The organism is Rhodococcus sp. PSi06 (genome assembly GCF_054960675.1).
Window position 1 is genome coordinate 193,901 of the sequence record NZ_JBHNYO010000010.1, and the last position, 21,835, is coordinate 215,735.

General features: G+C 63.7%; 23 protein-coding genes. 11 read left to right on the top strand and 12 right to left on the bottom strand.

Annotation, left to right across the window (positions count from 1 at the left end; all coding sequences use genetic code 11):
* Positions 1 to 10: 10 nt before the first annotated feature.
* The 3 genes from ACFI9K_RS15065 to ACFI9K_RS15075 are packed head-to-tail and all read left to right on the top strand — an operon-like array spanning position 11 to position 3,593.
* Positions 11 to 511 carry a 2Fe-2S iron-sulfur cluster-binding protein gene (locus ACFI9K_RS15065; RefSeq protein WP_462664234.1) on the top strand — a complete coding sequence of 167 codons (501 nt, stop codon included), beginning with the start codon at positions 11 to 13 and terminating at the stop codon, positions 509 to 511.
* Positions 508 to 1,521: an FAD binding domain-containing protein gene (locus ACFI9K_RS15070; RefSeq protein ID WP_462664235.1), complete on the top strand. Its 1,014-nt coding sequence runs from the start codon at positions 508 to 510 to the stop codon at positions 1,519 to 1,521. The genes ACFI9K_RS15065 and ACFI9K_RS15070 overlap by 4 nt, the downstream gene beginning before the upstream one ends.
* Complete coding sequence (locus ACFI9K_RS15075; RefSeq protein ID WP_462664236.1) at positions 1,518 to 3,593, top strand: xanthine dehydrogenase family protein molybdopterin-binding subunit; 2,076 nt, start codon at positions 1,518 to 1,520, stop codon at positions 3,591 to 3,593. The genes ACFI9K_RS15070 and ACFI9K_RS15075 overlap by 4 nt, the downstream gene beginning before the upstream one ends.
* A gap of 108 nt (positions 3,594 to 3,701) precedes the next feature.
* Here the strand turns inward: ACFI9K_RS15075 and ACFI9K_RS15080 are convergent, their stop codons facing one another.
* Genes ACFI9K_RS15080 through ACFI9K_RS15095 form a run of 4 tightly spaced genes read right to left on the bottom strand, consistent with a single transcriptional unit; the run spans position 3,702 to position 7,026 of the window.
* Positions 3,702 to 4,448: an amino acid ABC transporter ATP-binding protein gene (locus tag ACFI9K_RS15080; RefSeq protein ID WP_462664237.1), complete on the bottom strand. Its 747-nt coding sequence runs from the start codon at positions 4,446 to 4,448 to the stop codon at positions 3,702 to 3,704.
* Entirely contained in the window at positions 4,445 to 5,935 is a 1,491-nt protein-coding gene (locus ACFI9K_RS15085; protein WP_462664238.1) for an ABC transporter permease subunit, read from the bottom strand. The genes ACFI9K_RS15080 and ACFI9K_RS15085 overlap by 4 nt, the downstream gene beginning before the upstream one ends.
* 39 nt (positions 5,936 to 5,974) lie before the next feature.
* Positions 5,975 to 6,457, bottom strand: coding sequence for a RidA family protein (locus ACFI9K_RS15090; RefSeq protein WP_222093577.1), 483 nt, complete (start codon positions 6,455 to 6,457; stop codon positions 5,975 to 5,977).
* A 14-nt stretch (positions 6,458 to 6,471) separates the two neighbouring features.
* Positions 6,472 to 7,026: a histidine phosphatase family protein gene (locus tag ACFI9K_RS15095; protein ID WP_462664239.1), complete on the bottom strand. Its 555-nt coding sequence runs from the start codon at positions 7,024 to 7,026 to the stop codon at positions 6,472 to 6,474.
* Between the two features lie 78 nt (positions 7,027 to 7,104).
* On the opposite strand from ACFI9K_RS15095, the gene ACFI9K_RS15100 reads away from it, so the two are divergent.
* The 3 genes from ACFI9K_RS15100 to ACFI9K_RS15110 all read left to right on the top strand — a co-directional run bounded on the left by ACFI9K_RS15100 (position 7,105) and on the right by ACFI9K_RS15110 (position 10,583).
* Positions 7,105 to 8,280 (top strand): acyl-CoA dehydrogenase family protein, encoded by a 1,176-nt coding sequence (locus ACFI9K_RS15100; protein ID WP_462664240.1) that lies wholly within the window; start codon positions 7,105 to 7,107, stop codon positions 8,278 to 8,280.
* Between the two features lie 16 nt (positions 8,281 to 8,296).
* A complete protein-coding gene (locus ACFI9K_RS15105; protein ID WP_462664241.1) occupies positions 8,297 to 9,424 on the top strand; it encodes an acyl-CoA dehydrogenase family protein in 1,128 nt (375 codons plus the stop codon).
* Between the two features lie 247 nt (positions 9,425 to 9,671).
* Positions 9,672 to 10,583 carry a phosphodiesterase gene (locus ACFI9K_RS15110; RefSeq protein ID WP_462664284.1) on the top strand — a complete coding sequence of 304 codons (912 nt, stop codon included), beginning with the start codon at positions 9,672 to 9,674 and terminating at the stop codon, positions 10,581 to 10,583.
* Here ACFI9K_RS15110 and ACFI9K_RS15115 read toward each other — a convergent pair.
* From ACFI9K_RS15115 to ACFI9K_RS15125, 3 genes are all read right to left on the bottom strand, one after another.
* Positions 10,580 to 12,079 carry a stealth family protein gene (locus ACFI9K_RS15115; protein WP_462664285.1) on the bottom strand — a complete coding sequence of 500 codons (1,500 nt, stop codon included), beginning with the start codon at positions 12,077 to 12,079 and terminating at the stop codon, positions 10,580 to 10,582. The genes ACFI9K_RS15110 and ACFI9K_RS15115 overlap by 4 nt on opposite strands.
* A gap of 153 nt (positions 12,080 to 12,232) precedes the next feature.
* A complete protein-coding gene (locus ACFI9K_RS15120; protein ID WP_462664242.1) occupies positions 12,233 to 12,595 on the bottom strand; it encodes a VanZ family protein in 363 nt (120 codons plus the stop codon).
* A 9-nt stretch (positions 12,596 to 12,604) separates the two neighbouring features.
* The gene (locus ACFI9K_RS15125; protein ID WP_462664243.1) at positions 12,605 to 13,273 is read right to left on the bottom strand and encodes a class I SAM-dependent methyltransferase; all 669 of its coding nucleotides are present in this window, start codon (positions 13,271 to 13,273) and stop codon (positions 12,605 to 12,607) included.
* 83 nt (positions 13,274 to 13,356) lie between these two features.
* On the opposite strand from ACFI9K_RS15125, the gene ACFI9K_RS15130 reads away from it, so the two are divergent.
* Both ACFI9K_RS15130 and ACFI9K_RS15135 read left to right on the top strand, forming a co-directional pair.
* Positions 13,357 to 13,830, top strand: coding sequence for a phosphoribosyltransferase (locus ACFI9K_RS15130; RefSeq protein ID WP_462664244.1), 474 nt, complete (start codon positions 13,357 to 13,359; stop codon positions 13,828 to 13,830).
* 79 nt (positions 13,831 to 13,909) lie between these two features.
* A complete protein-coding gene (locus ACFI9K_RS15135) occupies positions 13,910 to 14,215 on the top strand; it encodes a hypothetical protein (RefSeq protein ID WP_462664245.1) in 306 nt (101 codons plus the stop codon).
* Positions 14,216 to 14,267: 52 nt separating this feature from the next.
* On the opposite strand, the gene ACFI9K_RS15140 is transcribed toward ACFI9K_RS15135, so the two are convergent.
* A complete protein-coding gene (locus ACFI9K_RS15140; RefSeq protein ID WP_462664246.1) occupies positions 14,268 to 15,122 on the bottom strand; it encodes an alpha/beta fold hydrolase in 855 nt (284 codons plus the stop codon).
* Positions 15,123 to 15,276: 154 nt separating this feature from the next.
* Here ACFI9K_RS15140 and ACFI9K_RS15145 point away from each other — a divergent pair, with 154 nt between their 5' ends.
* A complete protein-coding gene (locus ACFI9K_RS15145) occupies positions 15,277 to 15,672 on the top strand; it encodes a MarR family winged helix-turn-helix transcriptional regulator (protein WP_462664286.1) in 396 nt (131 codons plus the stop codon).
* A 219-nt stretch (positions 15,673 to 15,891) separates the two neighbouring features.
* On the opposite strand, the gene ACFI9K_RS15150 is transcribed toward ACFI9K_RS15145, so the two are convergent.
* Positions 15,892 to 16,926: an NADPH:quinone reductase gene (locus tag ACFI9K_RS15150; RefSeq protein ID WP_462664247.1), complete on the bottom strand. Its 1,035-nt coding sequence runs from the start codon at positions 16,924 to 16,926 to the stop codon at positions 15,892 to 15,894.
* A 100-nt stretch (positions 16,927 to 17,026) separates the two neighbouring features.
* On the opposite strand from ACFI9K_RS15150, the gene ACFI9K_RS15155 reads away from it, so the two are divergent.
* A complete protein-coding gene (locus tag ACFI9K_RS15155) occupies positions 17,027 to 17,536 on the top strand; it encodes a mycothiol transferase (RefSeq protein WP_462664248.1) in 510 nt (169 codons plus the stop codon).
* 3 nt (positions 17,537 to 17,539) lie between these two features.
* On the opposite strand, the gene ACFI9K_RS15160 is transcribed toward ACFI9K_RS15155, so the two are convergent.
* On the bottom strand, positions 17,540 to 18,034 hold the full coding sequence (locus ACFI9K_RS15160) for an SRPBCC family protein (protein ID WP_462664249.1): 495 nt from the start codon (positions 18,032 to 18,034) through the stop codon (positions 17,540 to 17,542).
* Complete coding sequence (locus tag ACFI9K_RS15165; RefSeq protein WP_462664250.1) at positions 18,031 to 18,855, bottom strand: SDR family NAD(P)-dependent oxidoreductase; 825 nt, start codon at positions 18,853 to 18,855, stop codon at positions 18,031 to 18,033. Before ACFI9K_RS15165 ends, ACFI9K_RS15160 begins: the two co-directional genes overlap by 4 nt.
* A 102-nt stretch (positions 18,856 to 18,957) precedes the next feature.
* Between ACFI9K_RS15165 and ACFI9K_RS15170 the strand changes: the two genes are divergently transcribed.
* Positions 18,958 to 20,019, top strand: a complete 1,062-nt coding sequence (locus ACFI9K_RS15170) for an iron-siderophore ABC transporter substrate-binding protein (protein WP_462664251.1) — start codon at positions 18,958 to 18,960, stop codon at positions 20,017 to 20,019.
* Between the two features lie 150 nt (positions 20,020 to 20,169).
* Here ACFI9K_RS15170 and ACFI9K_RS15175 read toward each other — a convergent pair whose 3' ends face one another.
* Positions 20,170 to 21,597, bottom strand: a complete 1,428-nt coding sequence (locus tag ACFI9K_RS15175; protein WP_462664252.1) for an HNH endonuclease signature motif containing protein — start codon at positions 21,595 to 21,597, stop codon at positions 20,170 to 20,172.
* Positions 21,598 to 21,835 lie beyond the last annotated feature (238 nt).

Genomic DNA, 21,835 nt, shown 5'->3' on the forward strand with positions numbered 1-21,835 from the left:
GTGACCGAGCATGAGCCACGTCACACTCCGGGTCAACGGCACCGATCGTGAGATCGACTGCGACACCCGAACCACTCTGCTCGACGCACTTCGCGAAAATCTCGATCTCGTCGGGGCCAAGAAGGGGTGCGATCACGGCCAGTGCGGTGCCTGCACCGTTCTGGTCGACGGTCGCCGGATCAACAGTTGCCTCACGTTCGCCGTCGCGCAGAGCGATCGCGAGATCACCACGGTCGAGGGCCTGGCCGACGGCGACACTCTGCATCCAGTGCAGCAGGCGTTCGTCGACCGGGACGCGTTCCAGTGCGGTTACTGCACGTCGGGGCAGATCTGCTCGGCGGTCGCGGTGATCGAGGAGGCGAAACAGGGGTGGCCGAGCGCGGTGACCGAGGACCTCGAGGCCACCGATGTCGAACTCGATTCCGGCGAAGTGCGAGAGCGTATGAGCGGCAACCTGTGTCGCTGCGGTGCGTACGCGAACATCGTTCCCGCGGTGCAGGACGCGTCATGAGAACCTTCGAGTATCGGGCCGCCACTGCCATCGACGACGCTCTCGAACGTCTCGCGGGGGACGAGAACGCGATGCTGCTCGGCGGCGGTACCAATCTGGTGGATCTGATGAAGCTGGGTGTGGCCGCCCCGTCCGAGCTGATCGATGTGACCCGATTGCCGCTCCACGACATCGACGTGTCCGACGACGGGGCGCTGCGGATCGGTGCCGGAGTATCCAACAGCGACCTGGCGGTGCATCCGGTCGTCCGCCAGCGATATCCGGTGCTGTCGCGGGCGGTGCTCTCCGGGGCCTCGGGCCAGCTTCGCAACATGGCGACAACCGGCGGCAACCTGTTCCAGCGCACCCGATGCGTGTACTTCATGGACGCATCCAAGCCGTGCAACAAGCGCGAACCCGGTTCGGGTTGTCCCGCACGGGGCGGAGAGCATCGAAATCTCGCGATTCTCGGTGCGTCGGAGGCCTGCGTGGCGACGCATCCGTCGGATATGGCGGTCGCGTTGTCTGCCCTCGACGCGCGCATCGTCGTTCGTGGTGTCGACGGTGAGCGGACGCTGGAGGTGGACGAGTTCTATCGACTGCCCGGCGATGATCCGACGCGAGACAATACGATTGCTCGGGACGAAATCGTCACGGCCATCGAGATTCCGAAGCCGGCCGACGGCACTGTCTCGACGTACCGGAAGGTGCGGGACAGGCAGTCGTACGCGTTCGCGGTGGCGTCCATCGGTGCCGTGCTCGACGTCGAGGACGGAGTTGTCCGCGGCGTGTCGATCGCGTTGGGCGGCGTCGCGCACAGACCGTGGCGAGCCCGAACCGCCGAACATGCATTGCTCGGTACTGCCCCCGACGAGGCGTCGTTCCGGGCTGCGATCACCGAAGAACTGCGAGCGGCAGAGCCGTTGCGAGACAATGCCTTCAAAGTTCCACTGGTCACCAATCTGGTGACGCGCACCCTGACGGAATTGGCGACGCAGGGTACCCACGACGAACTGGGAGATCGGTCATGACTGCATCGATCGGACAGTCGATTGCGCGCACGGAGTCCGTCGACAAGGTCACCGGCCGAGCCCGCTACGCCGTGGAGCAGCCGCCGGTCACCGGGCAGTTGTACGCCTGGCATGTGCCCGCGACGGTTCCCGTCGGAACTGTCGAGCACGTCGCGCTCGACAACGGGGCCTCCAGCGATCCGTCGGTGCATGCGGTGCTGTGGCACGGCAACGCCGAAAAGTTGGGTGACGTCGAAGACGCCGAACTGCATGTGTTGCAGTCCGATTCCGTCGCCTACCGCGGCCAGGTCGTGGCCGTGGTGGTGGCAGATTCGCTGCAGGCCGCGCGAGATGCTGCCGGCCGCGTGCAGGTGCGGTACCGCGATGTGCGCGAGCCGAACAACACCTTGACGGCCGAGCTCGATTCTCTGTACGCACCGGAGACCGTCAACGCGGGGTTCCCCACCGACGTCACCGTCGGAGACGTCGATGCAGCCCTGAAAACGGCGGATTACGTTGTCGACCAGTGGTATTCGACTGCCCCCATGCACAACAGTCCGATGGAGCCTCATGCAACCACAGCGCAGTGGTCCGACGGCGTGTTGACGGTGTGGGACTCGACGCAGGCACCGTCGGGTGTGCAGTCAGATCTCGCCGCGGCGTTCGGCCTCGAGTCCGAGAACGTGCGAGTGGTGGCCGAGAACGTGGGCGGCGGCTTCGGATCGAAAGGCAGTACTCGATCCAACGCGGTGCTCGCTGCTATGGCTGCGCGGCGCACCGGCCGGACGGTCAAACTGGCCCTGCCCAGACAGGCGTTGTTCGATGTCGTCGGATACCGCACTCCGACGGTCAATCATGTTCGGCTGGGCTGTGATTCGAAGGGCATTCTGCAGGCCATCGCGCACGACTCCTTCCAGCAGACCAGCACCATCTTCGAGTTCTGCGAGCAGACTTCGGAGTCGACTCGGCACATTTACGCGTCGCCGAATCGCACTACGACGCACCGGCTCGCTCCGTTGGACGTGGGCACGCCGCGGTGGATGCGGGCCCCGGGCGAGGCACCGGGCATGTTCGTCGTCGAGACGGCGATCGACGAGTTGGCGGCCGCCACCGGAATCGACCCGATCGAGCTCCGCATCCGCAACGAACCCGATGTCGATCCCGCGAGCGGGAATCCGTTCAGCTCCCGCAGTGTGGTGCAGTGCCTCCGTGAAGGGGCAGAGAGGTTCGGCTGGGATCGTCGGGACGCCACGCCCGGCCGGCGCAGAGAGGGCAACACTCTGCTCGGAATGGGCGTTTCGACAGCGAGTTACCCGGTACTGATCTCTCCGAGTACTGCGGCTGCTCGTGTCGAACAGGACGGCACGATCACGGTCTCCGTCGCTGCGTCCGATATCGGAACGGGTGCACGCACGGTGCTGCGTCAGATCGCCGCCGATGCCCTCGAGGTCGACGCGGATGCCGTCACACTCGAACTGGGTGACAGTGCATTACCGACCGCACCCGGTGCCGGCGGCTCGTCGGGCACCTCGTCCTGGGGCTGGGCCGTCACCAAGGCGTGCCGGGCGTTGCGAGACCAGGGCGATTTCCAGCCCGGAAACGAGGCCGAGGCCGATACCACCGAGGACCTCGAGAACCAGAAAGAATTGGCGCGCATGGCTTTCGGTGCTCAGTTCGCGGAGGTGGCGGTCGATGTCGATACCGGCGAGGTACGGGTACGTCGGATGCTGGGTGTGTTCGGCATCGGCGCGGTGATGAATCCGCGGCTGGCTCGCTCTCAGCTCATCGGCGGCATGACCTTCGGGCTCGGCATGGCATTGATGGAGAAGGGCATCACCGATCACGAATTCGGCGGTTTCGCCAACCACGACCTCGCCGAATATCACATCCCGGCGTGCGCGGACGTCACCGACATCGAGGCCGTGTGGGTGGAGGAGGTCGACTCCGAGCTCGCCCCCATGGGCGGTAAGGGAATCGGCGAGATCGGAACCGTCGGGTCTCCGGCCGCGATCGGCAATGCGGTCTACAACGCCACCGGCGTGCGTGTCCGCGATCTGCCTATCACTTTGGACAAGGTGCTGCCGCACCTCTAGCGCGGCTCCGCCGCACGTGAGCGGAAACTCGACCCCTGCTACGAGTTTCCACTCACATGCCTCGACGGATTCGTTCCGCAGGCTCCACTCACATGGGGCGCAGCCCCTTTACGCCAGAATCCGCTGCAGGAACTGACGAGTGCGGGGCTCGGTCGGGTTCGCGAGAACCTGCTCGGGCGTGCCGCGTTCGACGACGACGCCGTTCTCGAGGAACAACACCTGATCGGCCACTTGTTGGGCGAAGCGGATCTCGTGGGTGACGATCACCATCGTCCAACCCTCGGCGGCAAGGCCTTTGATGACGCCGAGTACTTCGCCGACGAGTTCGGGATCGAGTGCGGAGGTCGGCTCGTCGAACAACATCAATTTGGGGTGCAAGGCGAGGGCTCGGGCGATTCCGACGCGTTGCTGTTGGCCACCGGAAAGCTGGAACGGGTACTGATCGGACTTGGCGTCGAGGCCGATCTGGTCGAGGATCGCGTGTGCGTCGCGAATCGCGTCGTCCTTGGCCCGCTTCTGCACGATCACCGGTCCCTCGATGATGTTCTGCAGTACGGTCTTGTGCGGAAACAGGTTGTGGCTCTGAAAAACCATGCCGCTCTGTGCACGGAAATGTCGCAGTCGCGCGGCGTCCACCGGCTCGGAGAAGTCGACCGAGACCTCGCCGATGCGGATCAGTCCGGCGTCGGCTCGGTCGAGGGCGTTCAGTGATCGCAACACCGTGGTCTTGCCGGAGCCGGAGGGTCCGATGATGACGGTGACGGTGCCGGACGGCACGGTGAACGAGACGTCTTTCAACACCTCGATGGGCCCGAACGATTTCTTCAGTGCGGATACTTCCAGCAGGTCTGTCATTTCGCCACGTACCTGTCGAGTCGGACTTCGAGTTTGCCTTGGAAGAACGAGAGAATGATGCAGATCACCCAGTAGTACAGGGCGGCAACGGAGTACAGCGTGAAGAAGTCGAAGGTCGGTGCCGCGGCAAGCTGCGCAACGCGCAACAGCTCGGTCACCAGGATGGTCGATGCCAGCGAGGTGTCCTTGACCAGCGAGATCAACGTGTTCGAGAGCGGGGGTACCGCGGTGCGCAGTGCCTGCGGAAGCACGATGCGCTGCAACGTGGTTCGGTATCCCATTCCGATCGTCTGCGCGGCCTCCCACTGGCCCTTCGGCACGCTCAGGATCGCAGCACGAATCACTTCGGCCGCATAGCCACCCACATTGAGCGAGAACGCGACGACCGCCGCCGGGAACGGCGAGATCACGATGCCGAACTGCGGTAGGCCGTAGAAGATGATGAACAGCTGCAGCAGCAGGGGAGTGCCGCGAATGATCGAGACGTAGAACCGGGCCACTGCGGCGAGGGGCTTGATCGACGAGATTCGGGCGAGTGCCACGGCGAGGGCGATGACAAGTCCCACAACGAAACTGATGGCGGTCAGCGGAATCGTCATGGTGACCGTCGCCTCGAGCATCGGCCACAGGTTGTCCAGTACCAACTGCATCTTCGACGGTGCAGTGGTGCCTGCGTCCTCGCTCACCGGCGCCGCGGTGTCGGCGGTGGGTGCCGCGACGTCGCTGCCGAAGTATTTCTTCGAGATCTCGGCGATGGTGCCGTTGTCACGCAGGGTGTCGATGGCGGTGTCGACCTCGTCCATCAGGCCGCTGTTCTTGCGTGCGACGAAGGACTGCAGCGTCGTGTCGCCGGTGTCGGCGGAGATCCGCACGCCCGTGTCGCCGGTCTGCTGCAGGTATTCGGCGATGGCGAGTGAATCGTTGACGGTGGCGTCCACTCGGCCGTCCTTGACGAGGGCGACGGCTTGGACGAATCCTTCGACCGCCTCGACGTTCGCGCCTGCGTTCGCGGCGACCTCGGCCCAGTTGCTCGTCGACGATTGAGCGGTCGTCTTACCGGCCAGATCGGCGGTCGAGGTGATGGTGGTGTTGTTCGCGGCGGTGAGGATCTGGCCTTCCGAGACCGTGTACGGCTTGGACAGGTCGTAGGCGGATTGCCGGGCCGGGGTGATCGAGACCTGGTTTGCGATGAGGTCGAAGCGTTGCGATTGGAGCCCGGCGAAGATCGAGTCGAAGGGGGTCTGCACGAAGTCGACGCGTACGCCCAGTTCGTCGCCGACCGCATTGATGACGTCGATGTCGTAGCCGGTGAGTTGGCCGTCCCCGCCCTGATAGCTGAACGGGCTGTACGTGCCCTCGGTACCGACCACGAGCACTCCGTCGTCGCGCACTCGGTCCAGAAGAGATTGTGATGACGAACTACACCCGGACAACCCGAGTATGCCGATCAGAATCGCGACCAGAACCAGCGTGGATCTGCGCACCATCTACGCCTGCTTTCGCTGTAATGACGAGTGGAGAAAAACCTACCCGTCGATCTCGAGTTCCGCTGACACGACGACGGTGTTGTTCATGGGCAGTGCAGCCGCTCCCAGCGCAGTGCGCGCATGCGCACCGATCTCGGGTCCGAAGATCGCCAACACCAGATCGGAGAACCCGTTGACGACGGTGGTGGTCTGGGTGAAGCCGTGGTCTGCGTTGACCGAGCCGGTGACGGTCAGCCACGCGCTGATGCGATCGAGATCGCCGATGGCGCGGGCGATGCTGCCCAGTACAGCGAGGGCGGTGTCACGTGCGGCATCGGTGGCGGCGTCGAGGTTCACCTCGGAGGGGACCGCGCCGAACGGACCGGCAAGGGTTCCGTCGGGTGCCAGCGGAGAATGGCCGGACACGAAGATCCGATTGCCACGTACCCGAACCCATTCGAAGGCGAACTCGAAACCGGGAGGCGCGGTCGGTTCCCCGGGCAACGCGAAACCGAGTTCGGTGATGCGACGTTCGATCTCCATGAAGGAAAATCCTGTCAGACCTCGACGCCGTTGATGGTGCGAACCGTCCAGCGAGAACCGTCGTGTTCGAGGGTGGAGACGCCGGCGTTGAGTATTCGGGGGGAGTGCCGCCGACGGAGGGCGTCGAAGATCGCTCGAATGACGCCCCCGTGCGCGACGGCGATCACGGCCGATTCGGGGTAGCGCGACGCGATGTCGTCGACGGCTCGCACGCCTCGCACGATCAGGTTCGATCGGGGCTCCAAACCTGGGTACATGCCGTTCGGCCAGCGTGAATACGCGTCCCAATCGGTGAATCCCTCGGCCTCACCGAAGTGCCGCTCGGCCAGATCGGGGAACTCGGCAGTGCGGGTGAGGCCGAGGTGCGCGCCGATGATGTCGGCGGTTTCCGCGGCTCGAATCAGCGGGGAGCTGACCAGGTGGTCCCACTGGCGGTACTCGAGTTCGTAGCCTGCTTCACGGGCTTGCGCGCGTCCGGTGTCGTTGAGTGGTATGTCCGATGAGCCCTGTAATCGACCGTGCAGGTTCCAGTTCGTTTCACCGTGCCGAACCAGTGCCAGAAAAGTCATAGTGAGCGGAGAATATCCCAGAGTTACCAGGGAGTACGGTCGATACCGAGATAAGCGAACGAGCACGGAGGATTGTCGATGAATCTTGCCCTGACAGAAGAAGAGGCCGCGTTCCGCGACGAGATGCGGACGTTCTTCACCACGAAGATCCCCGCCGAGATTCGCGAGAAGAACGCGACGGGTCAGGAGTTGAGCAAGGACGAAGTGGTCACGGCCATGCGAATCCTGAACGAGAACGGCCTGGCTGTGCCGCACTGGCCTGCGGAGTTCGGTGGCCGCGACTGGTCTGCGGTCCAGCGTCACATCTGGCTCGACGAGATGCAGCTGGCCTCGGTACCCGAGCCCTTGGCGTTCAACGCGTCGATGGTCGGCCCGGTCATTGCGACCTTCGGTTCGCAGGAGATCAAGGAGAAGTTCCTGCCGAAGACGGCGAACCTCGACATCTGGTGGTGTCAGGGCTTCTCCGAGCCCGAGGCCGGATCCGATCTCGCCTCGTTGCGTACCACTGCCATTCGGGACGGCGACGACTACATCGTCAACGGTCAGAAGACGTGGACCACGCTCGGCCAGTACGCCGACTGGATATTCGCACTGGTGCGCACCAATCCCGATGCGCCGAAGAAGCAGGCCGGAATCTCGTTCCTGCTCATCGATCTGAGCACCCCCGGCATCGAGATGCGGCCCATCAAGCTGATCGACGGCAGCGTCGAGGTCAACGAGGTCTTCTTCGACAACGTTCGAGTTCCCGCCGAAAACCTCGTCGGCGAAGAGAACCAGGGTTGGAGCTACGCCAAGTTCCTGCTCGGCAACGAGCGCACCGGTGTCGCCCGGGCCGGACACACAAAAGTCCACCTCGGACAAGCGAAGAAGCACGCCGCGCAGACCAAGGTCGGCACCGGAACGTTGCTCGAAGACCCACTGTTCGCCGCCAAGATGGCCGAGGTCGAGAACGAACTGCTCGCTCTCGAGCTGACTCAGCTGCGCATGGTGTCCAGCTCGGACGACGGCAAGCCGAATCCGGCCTCGTCCATTCTGAAGCTGCGCGGATCGGAATTGCAGCAGACCACAACCGAATTGCTGATGGACGTCGCCGGCCCGGACTCACTGCCCTACGAGGCGGGCGAGGACATCGAGAGCGAGGGCTGGGCACAGCGTTCGGTACCGGGGTATCTCAACTACCGCAAGGTGTCGATCTACGGCGGCTCGAACGAGGTTCAGCGCACCATCATCGCCTCTGCGATTCTCGGACTGTAAGGGAGCATCTGAAGACATGGATTTCGAACTCAACGAAGAGCAGAAGCTGCTGCGCGACACCACCCGTGAGGTGCTGTCGCGGGCCTACGACACCGAGAAGCGCAACAAGATCGTCGCCGGTGAACTCGGCTGGAGCACCGACGTCTGGAAGCAGTTGGCCGAGGTCGGCCTGCTCGGGCTGACATTCAGTGAGGACGACGGCGGAATGGATGCCGGTCCGGTCGAGATCATGGCGGTGATGACCGAGATCGGACGCCGGCTCGCGCCGGAGCCCATTCTCGACGCCGTTCTCGTGCCCGGCGGGCTGATCTCCGAGCTCGGCACGCCCGATCAGCGCAAGCGAATTCTGCCACCGGTGGCCGAGGGATCATCGATGTTGGCGTTCGCTCACAACGAATCCGGTAGCCGTTGGCCGCACGTCGAGGTCGCCACCACGGCGACCGAGGACGGTGGGTCATGGTCGATCGACGGCGTGAAGAACCCGGTTCCGCACGGCGGCAGCGCTGACGTCATCGTCGTCAGTGCCGTCCTTCCCGGCGGGGGTACCGGACTGTTCGTCGTCGACGGCGATGCCACCGGGCTCACCCGCAAGTCCTACGCCACCCACGACGGTCAGCGCGCCGCGCAGATCGAATTCGTGGACGTCGCCGCGGAGCCGCTGGGTTCGGCCGAGAACGCCGCCGCCGCGATCACTGGTGCCGAGGTGCGCGCACAGGCTGCGCTGTGCGCCGAGGCAGTGGGAGCGATGGAGGAGGCCCTGCGGCTGACCACCGATTACCTCAAGGCGCGCAAGCAGTTCGGGGTTCCGTTGGCCAAGTTCCAGGCGCTCACTTTCCGCGCGGCGGACATGTACGTGTTGCTCGAGCTGGCACGCAGCATGAGCCTCTACGCCACGATGTCGTTGGCGGACGGCAACGTCGACACCACTATCGCCTCGCGCGCGAAGCTGCAGATCTCGCGCTCCGGTCGCAAGATCGGCCAGGAGGCCATTCAGTTGCACGGCGGAATCGGCGTCACGGCCGAATATCCCGTCGGGCATTACACCAGCCGACTGGTGGCCATCGAGCACACTCTCGGTGGGGCCGACGAGCACCTGCGCATTTTGGCGGAGAAGGTAGCCGATCACGATCTCATCGAAATCTGATCCGTTACCCAGTTCTTTCCGTTGGACGAGTACGGGCCCGGCCACCTGTCTTCAGGTGTCCGGGCCCGTGCTCGTCGGCGGTGAGGTCGCGGTCGAGCTGCTGGACGCCGGAAGTTCGCGCGGTGTTCACCGCCGAAATACGACCAGCTTTTTCTCAGTGAACGCTCGTATGCTTGGGTTGTGGCAGTGGCGTTCGCCCGACCCGGGCGATCGTGAAACGGTAGGTCCGATCGTGAGCGAGAGTTCGATGAAGTCTCGGATGGCCGAGTATCCACGTCCCCATCACTGCTTGCTGCACATCAGCGACACGCATCTCGTCGACGGCGATGGCCAGTTGTACGGCGGCGTGGACAGCGAGTTGCGGCTCGAACAGGTGATGACCGATGTGCGCAACTCGGGGGTGCGACCCGATGCGTTGGTCTTCACCGGCGACCTGACGGACAAGGGTGAGGCGGGTGCCTACGAGAAGCTGCGCGCCCTGGTAGAGCCGGTGGCCGAGGAGCTCGGCGCACAGATCGTCTGGGCGATGGGCAATCACGACGACCGCGCGACGTTCCGCCGGGCCCTGCTCGACGCCGAACCGAGTGGGCAGTCCATCGATCGGGTGCACGACGTCGACGGTCTTCGGATCGTCACCCTCGATACGACGGTCCCCGGTAAGCATCACGGTGAGCTCGGCGACGAGCAATTGGGTTGGCTCGCAGACACACTCGCAACTCCCGCCGAGTTCGGCACGATTCTGGCCATGCATCACCCGCCGGTACCGACGGTGCTCGATCTAGCCGTTCTGGTCGAGCTCATCGATCAGCCGCGCCTGGCGGACGTACTCCGCGGAACCGATGTGCGATCCATTCTCGCTGGGCACCTTCACTATTCGACGACGGCAACCTTCGCGGGCATCCCCGTTTCGGTCGCGTCGGCTACGTGCTACACCCAGGACCTCAACGTCCCCGCAGGCGGATTGCGTGGTCGCGATGGTGCCCAGGGCTACAACCTGGTTCACCTCTACGACGACACCGTCGTCCACTCGGTGGTGCCGACCGGCTCGTACGACACTGTGGGGGAGGCGGTGTCGGCGGACGAGACCGCCCGGCGGCTCGACGCAGCGGGAGTGACGATCGCAGACAGTGCCCGGCGAAAGTTGTTCAGCGACGCCTAGTTCTCGGTGCGTTCCCACGGCGCGACGATGGGGAAGTACTTGTCCAGGAACTGCGTCACGGTGCGCGTACGCAGATCCAGATCGACCTCCGGGAAGCTGCCGTCGTTGAGGCAGAAGAAGTCGACCGACCGCTTGGGTAGCAGCTTCTCCATCAACTCGAGCCCTGCGACCGATGTGGTGTCGATGTAGCGAACCTTCGCGTCCTTCTGGACCACCGCACGCCCGCTCATCAGTGCGTAGTAGTGGTACAGCGAGTTCGTCACCGAGATGTTGGTACTCGCGCGGAATGCACTCGCCGCGGTGGAGGCGAACTCGTCCGGGAACTCGTTCTCCATTTCCTGCATCACGCTGCGGCGCAGGGGAGTTGCAGCATGTTCGAGGTGCCGGGTAGTGGTCATTCCGAATCTGTCCTGCAGGATGCGGCGGTTCACCCGGGCCGCATTCTCGAAGCCGCTGCGATCGGCGTCGCTGTAGCCCAACCCGATTCGCGTCGTCGCCTCGATGAACATGCTGATTCCGCCGGGGGAGAAGAACATCGACGGGCTCACCGGACGGCCGAAGAACATGTCGTCGTTGCTGTACAGGAAATGCTCGGACAAGCCGGGAATGTGGTGCAGCTGGCTCTCGACGGCTTGTGAATTGTGCGTCGGCAGAACGGATGTGTCGACGAAGAACGCTTCGCTCGGCACGAACGTCACCTTGGGATGGTCGGCGAGCCACGCCGGTCTCGGCGAGTCGGTGGCCACGAAGATGCGCCTGATCCACGGTGCGTACAGGTGAACCGACCGCAGGGCGTACTTCAGTTCGTCGATCTGCCGATAGCGGGCCGCCGAATCGTCGCCCTCGCCGACGACGTAGTTCGCCATCCGCCGCGCACGCTGAGCCTGGAACTCGGCCGACGAGCCGTCGACCCAGGAGAACACGATGTCGATGTCGAAATTGATGTCCGACGCGTGGTCGGCGAACATGTTCTCGATGGTCGGCCACCTTCTACCGAAGCGTTCGACGGTGCCGCGCACTGCCTCGTCGGGCCGGATGTTGCGCCGGGTCAGGGAGTTCTCGATCGGAAGCACGATCTCGGACGGTGAGAACGACCACAATTCGATCTGCACGGCCGTCGACGCGCCGTAATACAGCCCACTGAACGGCTCGACGCGCGGTCGGTACAGGCGCACGATCCGCGCGTTCGCGGACGGCGAGAGCGTGCCGTCGGCAACCAGCACGGCTTTGCCGCGGGCGTCGACGGTCTTGGAGTAGAACGGCTCGGCTCGGCAGGCGTGCACCAACGCTGTGGTGAGGGCTTCTCGGGCAGCCAGTTCGATGGCGATGACCGGTCGTTCGTCGTTGCCGCGGACGAGCAGGTATTTGATTCGTGCGGCGTCGAGTACGGCGCGGACGAACAGCAGGTCCTCGACCATCGCTTGATGTGGGGTGGTGGAAGTGATCGTCAGTGCGTAGCGGCCGTCGTGGCTGACCACGTCGGATCGTTCGCTCAGGCGTGCTGCGGACGCTGCTGATTCTCGGGTGACGGCATCGTTCGTCTCGTGCTCCGGTGGAACGAGGTAGATATCGTGCGGGGCAGAAGACGAGGTGATGACGTTCCTTCCTGAGTGTGCGCGCCGGCCGAGGAAACTCGGCGCGGACTCAGTCTAGTGCAGGTCCGAGGCTTTCTTGACGCGCTGCGGTAGAACCCAGTTCGCTGCGAGAAGGCCCACCACAACTCCGGCAACGTCCGCGAGAGCGTCGGTGACCGATCCGGAGCGTCCCAGAGGCAGGATCGCTTGCAGGATTTCCGACACCACCGCGAACGCCGGCACCCACAGTGCGGTTCCGGCCCAGCCGATGCCGGCGAGTCGGGACGTGTATGCGAGCGCCGCGAACAGCGTGAAGTGAATGATCTTGTCGCTGTGTTGAAATCCGGAAGGCACCCCCGACGCGGGAGTGAAGAGAACGATGAGCGCGACGACGAACGTGACGGCCAGGGGAATTCGATACGTCGACGGCGAGAACACCGTCCGAGTTTAGCGGCGCTGCAGCACCACCACCGTGTCGATGCGCTCGTCGCCGTCCGGTGTCAGGCGGGTGCGGTGCTCCGCGTGGATCACGTCGAAGCCGTCGCCTGCCGCAGCGACGACCGGTTCCGGTGCGAACAGTCGTTGCTTGGCTGGGTGCTGCGAGGCGTGGCTGTCACTCGGACTGTGCCCGACCACGAGTAGACGCCCCTTCGGCGCGACCGCCGCGGCGAACCTGCGGGTGGTCAGTTCGAGCTCATCCGGCGGCACCTGCAGAAAGTGGACCGACACCAGATCGAACGTCTCGGCCGGGGGAGTCCAGTCCAGAACGTCTTCCTGTCGCCAGTCCACCGTGAGTGTGTGCGGTTCGAGTGCCTGGTGTGCGGCGCGAGCGCGGCCCAGGGCGACGTCGGAGATATCGACGCCGGTCACGTCCCAGCCTTTTCCGGCCAGCCACAGTGAGTCGGCACCTTCTCCGCAGCCGATGTCCAGGGCGCGGCCCGGAGTCAGCGCGGATGCTTCCTGCACCAACACGGCATTGGGATTTCCGCTCCAGATGGTGGTGCGTTGGTTGTAGAGGTCGTCCCAGAATGCTTCGTCGAAGGTGCCGTTCTCGAAATCCGGCCCTGCGGGGGTGTCTTCAGCGGCATGAGTGTGAGCGTGCGTGTGGTCGGACATGGTTCGAGAATGCCCTCCTCCATGCTGGGGCGCAAATATTTTTGCTTGTTCGGCAAAAAATGAGGTGGGTAGAGTGATCCTCCATGACCGAACCGGAACGCGAAGTGCTGACGTGGGAGACCTTCGGAGACGCCTCGCGCGATCTGACCAGGAAGATCGTGGACGACGGGTTCGTTCCGGATATCGTCATCGCGATCGCTCGCGGCGGACTCATCCCCGCCGGTGCCATTTCCTACGCGATGGGCGTCAAGGCTGCGGGCACCCTCAATGTCGAGTTCTACTCCGACATCGAGGAGACTTTGCCGGATCCCGTTGTGTTGGAACCGCTTCTGGACACCGACGCGATCGTCGGCAAGAAGTTGCTCGTGGTCGACGACGTCGCCGATTCCGGCCGCACCCTGGCTCTGGTGATCGACCTACTGAAGGCGCACACGCCCGACGTGCGCTCGGCGGTGATCTACACCAAGCCCAGAACCATTGTGCAGCCGGATTACTCGTGGCGAGAGACCGACAAGTGGATCAATTTTCCATGGTCCACGTTGCCGGTCATCACCTGAGTCGTTCGCTGGAGACGATTCGGCAGTCGGGTCACGAACGGCTGAACCAGAATCTCGCATCATGAAGGGTGTTCGAGTTATGACCACCAGTAGGGGACGCGTGCGTCGATACGCAGTCGAGGAAGGCTGGGGAATTGTCGACTCGGATGACACACCCGGCGGATGCCTCGTTCAGGTCCTCGATATCCACACGCCTACCGGAACCATCAGCGCTGGAGATGAAGTCGACTTCGAGTGGGAACCGCTACCTCGTGGAGTCGACGAAGAGCTGTTTCGCTACGCCGCACTTTCCGTACGCCGAGCCGGGACTGCCAACTCGCCTCCTCCTGCTCTCGATGATGATCGCCCGAAGTTCATCGGCCAATCGTGGACCTGGAAGTCGTAGGTCTTGGCGTGTGAGTCTTCTGTGTTCGTCTGCTTTGCAGCATGTTGCATGGTCAGCCCAGGGAGCTCAGCAAGGCGGTGTCGAGTTCCCCGGCCGGCCGCATCGGCAACATGTGGTGGCTGCAGTCGTCGAGTACGACGGTGCGTGCGTTCGGGAGAGCCTTGCCGACCGCGCTGGCAGCCCGAGAACTATTGTGCACCTTGCTCGCGCCCGCAAATATGACGGTGACGTCCGCGGTCAGCGTCACCCACCGATCAGCCTTCGGGCGTCGCGGAACCACTGGCCTCACCGACGGGAAATCGGCACCTCGCTCAGTGAGATCGAGCCAGTCGGCGTCGAGCGGCGCATTCTGCGTTTCCCACCCGATCAGGGAACGCATTCGCGCGCGAGTCGGCCGCACGAGAATGGGCATCGCGTGCAGAAGATAGGCCAAGCGCATGCCGTCGAAACACGACGGGGGATCGAGTAAGGCGAGTGTGTCGACGCGCTCCGGCCGATACAGCGCGTACGCGAGTGCCCCGTACCCGTACCCGTGTCCGACCACCGAACCCTGTGTGACCTGGAGGCCGTCGAGGGTGCCATCGAGCCAGGACATCAGGTCGTCGACTGTGCGGATCGGCTTCGGACCGATCACGCTTCGTCCGGGCTCGCCTATCGGGTCGATGGCGAAGACTCGATTCTTCTGTGCCAGCGCCGCGACGTTGGCGAACCAGACGGTCGAGGTTGCTCCACCACCGGGTAACAGGACCACCGGCGGTCCATCGACAGGCCCGCAGGCGTTGACTCGAGTTGTGCCGTAATCGGATTCGACGTCGATGATCTCGATGGGTACCGGCCACTTCGCCAGCACGCGATCGTAGGCCGAAAAGAACTGTTCGACTGCGGAGCTATCGCTGGACGTGCCCACTGAACCTCCCTAATATCTCGACAATCGAGATATTAGATCATCGTGTTAATTTCCGAAAGCGCTTGTTCAGTAGGCTGACGCCGTGGACGACGAACCGCGCGACGCGCCCTCTACCGTGCACCGACTGCGCGCTCTCACCGTAGAACTCGACCTGATGGGATCGGAGTTCGGCCGTACGAACGGTCTTCACCCCACCGACGTACGCGCACTTATCTGCCTACTCGACGCGCGTCGGGGCAGCATTGCCGCAACGCCCGGCTGGCTCGGTCAGCAGCTCGGCCTCGAATCAGCGTCGATCACCGCGCTGATCGACCGCATGGAGCGGGCCGGCCACGTCAGCAGAGAACGAGACGCAGGGGATCGCCGCAGGGTGGTGTTGACAGTCACGCCTTCTGCGGTCGCTTTGGGTCAAGCGTTTTTCGGGCCGTTGATCGAGCGTGCCTCCGCAGAATTGGCACAGTTCTCCGACTCCGAACGGAAACTGATCGACCGTTTCCTCGCCCGGATGCAAGGTGCGGTCGCAATCACGCGAAACCCTGATCGGCCGTAGGGCCTTGACCGGATCCATTCGACAGACTTGGGCACCAAGGTCGATGACCGGATAGCAGTCCGAATCTCTGGGGCGTACGTCGTCCGCCGGTCGGCCCAGCATTCTCCGGTTGCCCGTGGGGGCACCTGCTCAAAACCTTTGTGCAGCCGGATTACTCGTGGCGAGAGACCGACAAGTGGATCAACTTTCCATGGTCCACGTTGCCGGTCATTACCTGAGTTACTCGCTGGAGACGTCGATCAGTACCTTGCCGACGGTTCCGTTCTCCACGGCGTCGTGTGCGGCGGCGGTCTCGCTCAGCGAGAAGCGGTGCAGGGGTAGACCGGTGGCTTCGCCTACCTCCAACACACCTGCTGCTGCCGCTGTGCTGACGTCAGCTTCTGCATTACGCAGAGCCTCGTCGCCGACGGTGTAGAGCAGCACGAACTGGTAGCGGGTGTTGAGCACCATGTTGGGTCGAATGTCGAGGGTGATGGTGTCGCCCCCGTTGTTGGCGTAGACGGCAACCGAAGCTCGGTTCGCTCCCACGGCAGCGTTGAGCGCCGCATTCTGTGCGGGAGCAACCTCGACGATCAGATCGATTCCGCCGGGAACAAGTTCGCGGATCTCGGCAGCGGCGTCGCCGGTCTTGTAGTTCACGACGTGGTGCGCGCCCGCAGCGTTGGCGAGAGCGCCCTTCTCGGGTCCGCTGACTGTCGTCACCACAGTCGCCCCGGCCCAGCGGGCCAACTGGATCGCGGCATGTCCGACGGCACCGGCACCTCCGGCAACCAGTACCGACTTACCGTCCAGCGCGCCTGGGTGCAGCCGCGTGGGTCCGTCCTCTGAGACGGTCAACGCGCGGTGGGCGGTCATCGCGGGTACGCCGAGGCTTGCGCCCACGTCGAAGCCGACACCGTCGGGCAGACGCACCACGCGGTCGGCGGGAAGATTGGTGAATTGCTGAGCGGTACCGGTCGGGCGCTGATGCTGCGCCAGGTAGACCCAGACTCGATCTCCCACGGCAAGCCCCTCGACACCGGCACCGACGGCGTCGATCACACCGGCACCGTCCTGATTCGGAACCACCTCGTCGAAGGCCAGCTTTTCGCCGGGACCGGAGCCCGTTCTGTTCTTCCAGTCGGTCGGATTGACGCCCGACACCACGATGCGAACGCGCACTTCGCCTGCGGCAGGCTCGGTCACCTCGCGATCCTTGGGCTCGAGGACGGACGAATCGCCGGTTCGGGTGTACACAATTGCTGGAGCAGTCATATTCGGTCCAACGCGCCCGGCCCGCCCCGATGTTCCCTGTGGGCGCATCGGGGTATGCATGAATGGTCATCAGTGCTGTCGACAAAGAGATGGACCATTCATGAATCACAACGACCTGCTCACCGACGCGTTCGGCCGAATCAAGGAACTCGTCCATTCGGTTCTGGACGATATTCCGGCAGATGCGCTGACGTATCGCCCGGATCCCGAAGCCAACAGCATCGCGTGGTTGCTGTGGCACCTGACGAGAGTCCAGGACGACCACATCGCGGGTGTTGCCGGGAGCGAACAGGTCTGGACCTCGGACTCGTGGTTCGAGCGGTTCGATCTGCCCTTCGACCGGTCCGACATCGGATACGGTCAGTCGTCATCCGACGTCGCCGAGGTAACCTCCAGTGCGGAGCTGCTCCGTGAATACCACGACGCCGTGCACTCGAAAACCGTTGCGTACCTGAGCAGTATCACGACCGACGATCTGGACCGGATCGTCGACGAGAACTGGGACCCGCCGGTCACCCTCGGTGCCAGGTTGATTTCGGTGGTGTCCGACGACCTCCAGCACGCCGGGCAGGCCTCATACGTTCTCGGCCTGTACTCCCGGCAGGCGTGAGCGTCAGGCGTAGAGCTTCTGCAGGTTCTCCAGCGTCTTTCGGATGTTTCGACGCTGGAACTGCGGGAACGTCTTGCCGCTGGTGACAATCTTGTCGAATATGAGGGCCAGGGCATCGGGCCACTTGGTTCGGTCGTCGGTCCACGTTTCGGTGACTTTCGTTCCGCCCGCAACCGGCTCGAAGTCGTATCGCCAGGTTGCGTTCGCGCTCTTGATCTTAGGCGCGCTCTTGCCGATCGCGTGGACGCGGAACTCGAAAGTCTTTCCCGGATCAGCGGCGGTAACAGTGCATCGAGTGATCCACTTCGCCCGGCCCCGCTTGTTGGTTCCGTCGAACACCATTCCCACGTAAGCACTCTCGCGGGGTTCGTGGACCGTGGCACCGGTGTTCTCGGGACTCCACTCCCTCGTACGGGTGGGGTCGCTGATCGCGTCGTACAGGGTGTTCGCGTCGGAGTTCACCACGATGCTGTCGGACACCGTCAATTCGCGTGTCATGACGATGCACCGTTCTTGAGGCCGGGATGAATTCGGCTGAGCATGGGCACCAACAAGGTTCGCGGAGTGATCTGGGCGAAGATCGACCCGATGCGGTTGGCGGGTCCGGGGATCGAGACCATGCGTCCCTTTGTCATGTCGTCGACGGCCGTCTTGGCCACGGTTTCTGCCGACACCCACATGATCGATGGAAGTGCCTTTTCTGCATCGTCTTTCGCGAAGCCGGCGGCCTCGCCGAATCCGGTCTGCACCGGTCCGGGGCACAAGGCGGTGGCGGTCACTCCCGTCCCTCGCAGTTCGCCGGTCAGAGACTGGGTGTAGGAGAGGACGAATGCCTTGCATGCGCCGTATCCGGCTTGGCCGGGCAACGGCTGGAACGCGGCGGTCGAGGCGACGTTGAGGAGCGCTCCGCGTCGGCGTTTCGTCATGCCGGGCAGGAAGCGCGTGCACAGATCGGCGACGGCAACCACGTCGACCTCGATCATGTTCATCTCTGCCTCCGGATCCGACTCTGCGACAGGTCCGAGGGTGGAGAGTCCGGCGTTGTTGATCAGCATGTCCGGGATCAGACCGAGATCGGTGATGCGGCCGAGCAGTTCGGCGCGCGCAGTGCGATCGGATAGGTCTGCGGCCAACACCTCGGCGCGGACGCCGCGTGCGCGAATCTCGTTCGCAAGCTCGTCCAACTTGTCGGCGCGCCGGGCGACGAGGGTGACTCCGTGGCCCCGGGAGGCGAGTTCACGAGCGATGGCGGCCCCGATTCCGGAAGACGCTCCGGTCACAACGGCAGTCCGGTCGGGTGCGGGACGAGGAAGGCTCATGTGTCCCACCGTAGCGAATGCGTGTTGTGCAGCGAATTTGAAAGGGCTTGAGAGGTTAGCCTAGACTTACTTTAACGTCTCTTTGCTTGTCGAAAGGTAACCATGTTCTTTGCTTCACCGGCCGGTCGACGGACTGCGCGCCGTGCAACCCTGCTGTCCGCGCTCACGGTGTCGGCCCTCGTGGCCGGAGCGTGTTCGAGTAGCGATACCGCTGAGGAGCCACAGGCGGGCAGCGACTTCGCGACCGTCACCATCGATTCGGCCCTGGGTCAGGCGGTCATCACCGAGAAGCCGGAACGCATCGTCACTCTCGGGCAGGGTTCGGCCGAGACGGCGATCGCGCTGGGTACCGTCCCGGTAGGTGTCGAGGAATATTCCTGGGGTGCCGATGACACCGGTTATCTGCCGTGGGTGCACGAAGCAGTCACCGAGTTGGGTGCCGAGCTTCCCCAACAATTCACCGGCGGTACAGAATTGAACATCGAGGCCGTCGCGGCGCTCGAACCGGATCTGATTCTGGCCCCGTGGTCGGGAGTGACGCAGGATCAGTTCGACAAGATGAGCGCATTCGCCCCGGTGGTCGCCTACGAGGAGCAGCCGTGGACGACGACCTGGGAAGACCAGATGACGGTGATCGGCAAGGCCATGGGTGAGGAGCAGAAGGCTGCGGAGGAAATCGGCAAGATCGAGAGCCGCTTCGCCGACGCCGCAGCCCAGCACCCCGAGTATGCGGACGTGAGCTTCTCGTACATCTACAACACCGGTCCTGGAACGCTCGGAGTGTTTCTCGCCGACGAGCAGCGAGTCGCGATGGTTCGCGGCCTCGGGTTGCAGGTTGATCCGGTGGTCAACACTCTCGACGAGACCGAAGGCACCGACTCGTCGGTCATCGGGCTGGAGAACGCGAACCTGCTGAACGATTCCGACTTGATCTTCACGTTCTACTCCGATCCGCAGAACCGCACCGACACCGAGAATCAGCCTGCGTACAAGCAGATTCCGGCCGTGTCCCGCGGTTCGGTCGTAGCGCCGACGGATCAGTCGTTCGTTACCGGATCGTCGATCATCAACCCGTTGACGGTGCCGTGGGCACTCGAGCGCTATGTACCGATGATCGACGAGGCTGTTGCGAAGGTCGACGCCGGCATGTCTTCGACCAATTGAGCGGAGCGTAGAAGAGACGGTTGATCTCGACCCCATCGAGTCGCAGACGGTGCAGAAAGCCCACGGTGGTCTACTCGAATCAATCTGTTGAGCAATCTCGTCCAGCCCCGCACCGTGTTCTCGGTGCGGGGCTGGTGTGCGTTCAGGTGGTTAGGCGATGTGGGGGCCTGCTCGGGCGTGGGATGGTCTGGGTTGTCGGTAGGGGTCGACGGTGGCCGGGGGTACGAACCAGGGGTGTTGATCGGTGCCGATGAACACTTCCCAATCCGAATGATGGATCAGCCGGTGGTGGAACCCGCAGAGCAGGACCAGGTTGTTCATGTCGGTGGGGCCACCGTCGGCCCAGTGCCAGATGTGATGGCCTTCGGTCCAGGCGGCGGGTTTGCCGCAGCCGGGGAACGCGCAACCGTGATCGCGGGCGGTCAACGCACGTTTCTGTTTCGCGGTGACGGTGCGGGCGGTGCGGGCGAGGTTTAACGGGTTGCCGTTCTCGTCCATGACGATCGCGGTGAGGACACAGTCGCAGGCGAGTTGGCGGGAGGTGTTGCGCGAGAGTGGTCCCATCCAGGGCAGCCACCCGACGGTGGTGCCATCACCGAACAGGTCCCGATACGCGCTGCGATCCTGGCTCGGTCCGGCAGCGCTGTCGGTCTCGGGTTCGTCCACCGAGTCCGACTCGGTCAGGTCGGAGTGTATTGAGTCGGAGTGGATCGGGTTGCCGGCGTCGATGTCCACCGGGTCGGCTGGATCGGCGTTGTCGGATTCTGCTGCTGCGCGGGTGGTTTCGTCGTCGGTGATGTCGTCGGTGTTCTGGCCGCTCAGGTTGTGGAGGTCCTGCAACCGGATGTGCAGGTTGATGTGCGGTCTTTCGCCGCCTTCGGTGGGGCGGTCCTTGGTAGCAAGGTAGTGGTCGAGGATCTGCCCGAATGCGTCGGCGCGGCGCCTGGCGGGGCTGCGTTCGTCTGGGGTGCCGTCGGCTGCGGGCCGGGGTTCGGTCAACGGTGAGAGTGCGGTGAATAGTTTTTCTGCGGTGACGGCATCGAAGTCGGCTTTCAGACACAGACGTTGGTTGAGCATCTTCGATGCGAACAGTTCGTTGCGGTCGGTGTCCTCAGGGGGCGGCTTGTCGCTGCCGTAGGTGTCTTTGAGTTTGGTGATCGCTTCACGGATCTTGTCGGTGCTTGCCCCGGGCCCGGTGGCGGCGGTGATCATCGCGGTGCGGGCGATGTCGCGGCCTTCTTGCGGGAGGTTTTTCGGTGGTGTTTCGGCGAAGCCGAGGATGAGGGCGGCGTGGTCGATGGTCATGACGCCGGTGTTGACGGCGTCGGCGATGTCGGGGAAGTTCTTCAACCCGCGAGCGAGGGCCACGATCTTGTTCGCTTTACTCGGGGTGAGGAGGGTGGTGGAGGTCAGCCAGCCGGCGGGTCCGGGGAAGCCGAGCTTCTCGCGGCTCACGCGGGTGTCGATTTCAGCGACGAGGGCGATGCGTCGGGCTTCGAGTAATTGGATGTCGTGGGAGACCGCGGCAGCGTCGGCGAGCAGTTCTGCTTCGCTCAGTTGCCAGATCTCGGTGGTCATGGAGGTAAGTGTATCGAACATGCGTTCGATACGCAATGATAGTCGAATTGAAAACTGTTGCTGTGCATAAGGATTCGATAATCCGAACCTGTCGGTGGCGCATGGTAGAGGCTCGATCTCTCCGGCGACCACACACGACCGCCATACTTCGACGAGAAGTACACCCGGGACCGGACCCATCGACCCCGAACGTTGCCAGAGCACCGAGCCGGAGTAAGACGTCAAATTGTGCGGCGGT

Excerpts from the sequence above, each read along its gene's own strand:
- ACFI9K_RS15125 (WP_462664243.1), bottom strand. The coding sequence starts at position 13,273 with ATGTCCGACCACACGCACGCTCACACTCATGCCGCTGAAGACACCCCC.
- ACFI9K_RS15160 (WP_462664249.1), bottom strand. The coding sequence starts at position 18,034 with ATGACACGCGAATTGACGGTGTCCGACAGCATCGTGGTGAACTCCGAC.
- ACFI9K_RS15085 (WP_462664238.1), bottom strand. The coding sequence starts at position 5,935 with ATGGTGCGCAGATCCACGCTGGTTCTGGTCGCGATTCTGATCGGCATA.
- ACFI9K_RS15070 (WP_462664235.1), top strand. The coding sequence starts at position 508 with ATGAGAACCTTCGAGTATCGGGCCGCCACTGCCATCGACGACGCTCTC.
- ACFI9K_RS15130 (WP_462664244.1), top strand. The coding sequence starts at position 13,357 with ATGACCGAACCGGAACGCGAAGTGCTGACGTGGGAGACCTTCGGAGAC.
- ACFI9K_RS15165 (WP_462664250.1), bottom strand. The coding sequence starts at position 18,855 with ATGAGCCTTCCTCGTCCCGCACCCGACCGGACTGCCGTTGTGACCGGA.
- ACFI9K_RS15095 (WP_462664239.1), bottom strand. The coding sequence starts at position 7,026 with ATGACTTTTCTGGCACTGGTTCGGCACGGTGAAACGAACTGGAACCTG.
- ACFI9K_RS15100 (WP_462664240.1), top strand. The coding sequence starts at position 7,105 with ATGAATCTTGCCCTGACAGAAGAAGAGGCCGCGTTCCGCGACGAGATG.
- ACFI9K_RS15080 (WP_462664237.1), bottom strand. The coding sequence starts at position 4,448 with ATGACAGACCTGCTGGAAGTATCCGCACTGAAGAAATCGTTCGGGCCC.
- ACFI9K_RS15075 (WP_462664236.1), top strand. The coding sequence starts at position 1,518 with ATGACTGCATCGATCGGACAGTCGATTGCGCGCACGGAGTCCGTCGAC.
- ACFI9K_RS15155 (WP_462664248.1), top strand. The coding sequence starts at position 17,027 with ATGAATCACAACGACCTGCTCACCGACGCGTTCGGCCGAATCAAGGAA.
- ACFI9K_RS15110 (WP_462664284.1), top strand. The coding sequence starts at position 9,672 with ATGAAGTCTCGGATGGCCGAGTATCCACGTCCCCATCACTGCTTGCTG.
- ACFI9K_RS15090 (WP_222093577.1), bottom strand. The coding sequence starts at position 6,457 with ATGGAGATCGAACGTCGCATCACCGAACTCGGTTTCGCGTTGCCCGGG.
- ACFI9K_RS15145 (WP_462664286.1), top strand. The coding sequence starts at position 15,277 with ATGGGATCGGAGTTCGGCCGTACGAACGGTCTTCACCCCACCGACGTA.
- ACFI9K_RS15170 (WP_462664251.1), top strand. The coding sequence starts at position 18,958 with ATGTTCTTTGCTTCACCGGCCGGTCGACGGACTGCGCGCCGTGCAACC.
- ACFI9K_RS15135 (WP_462664245.1), top strand. The coding sequence starts at position 13,910 with ATGACCACCAGTAGGGGACGCGTGCGTCGATACGCAGTCGAGGAAGGC.
- ACFI9K_RS15105 (WP_462664241.1), top strand. The coding sequence starts at position 8,297 with ATGGATTTCGAACTCAACGAAGAGCAGAAGCTGCTGCGCGACACCACC.
- ACFI9K_RS15065 (WP_462664234.1), top strand. The coding sequence starts at position 11 with ATGAGCCACGTCACACTCCGGGTCAACGGCACCGATCGTGAGATCGAC.
- ACFI9K_RS15175 (WP_462664252.1), bottom strand. The coding sequence starts at position 21,597 with ATGACCACCGAGATCTGGCAACTGAGCGAAGCAGAACTGCTCGCCGAC.
- ACFI9K_RS15150 (WP_462664247.1), bottom strand. The coding sequence starts at position 16,926 with ATGACTGCTCCAGCAATTGTGTACACCCGAACCGGCGATTCGTCCGTC.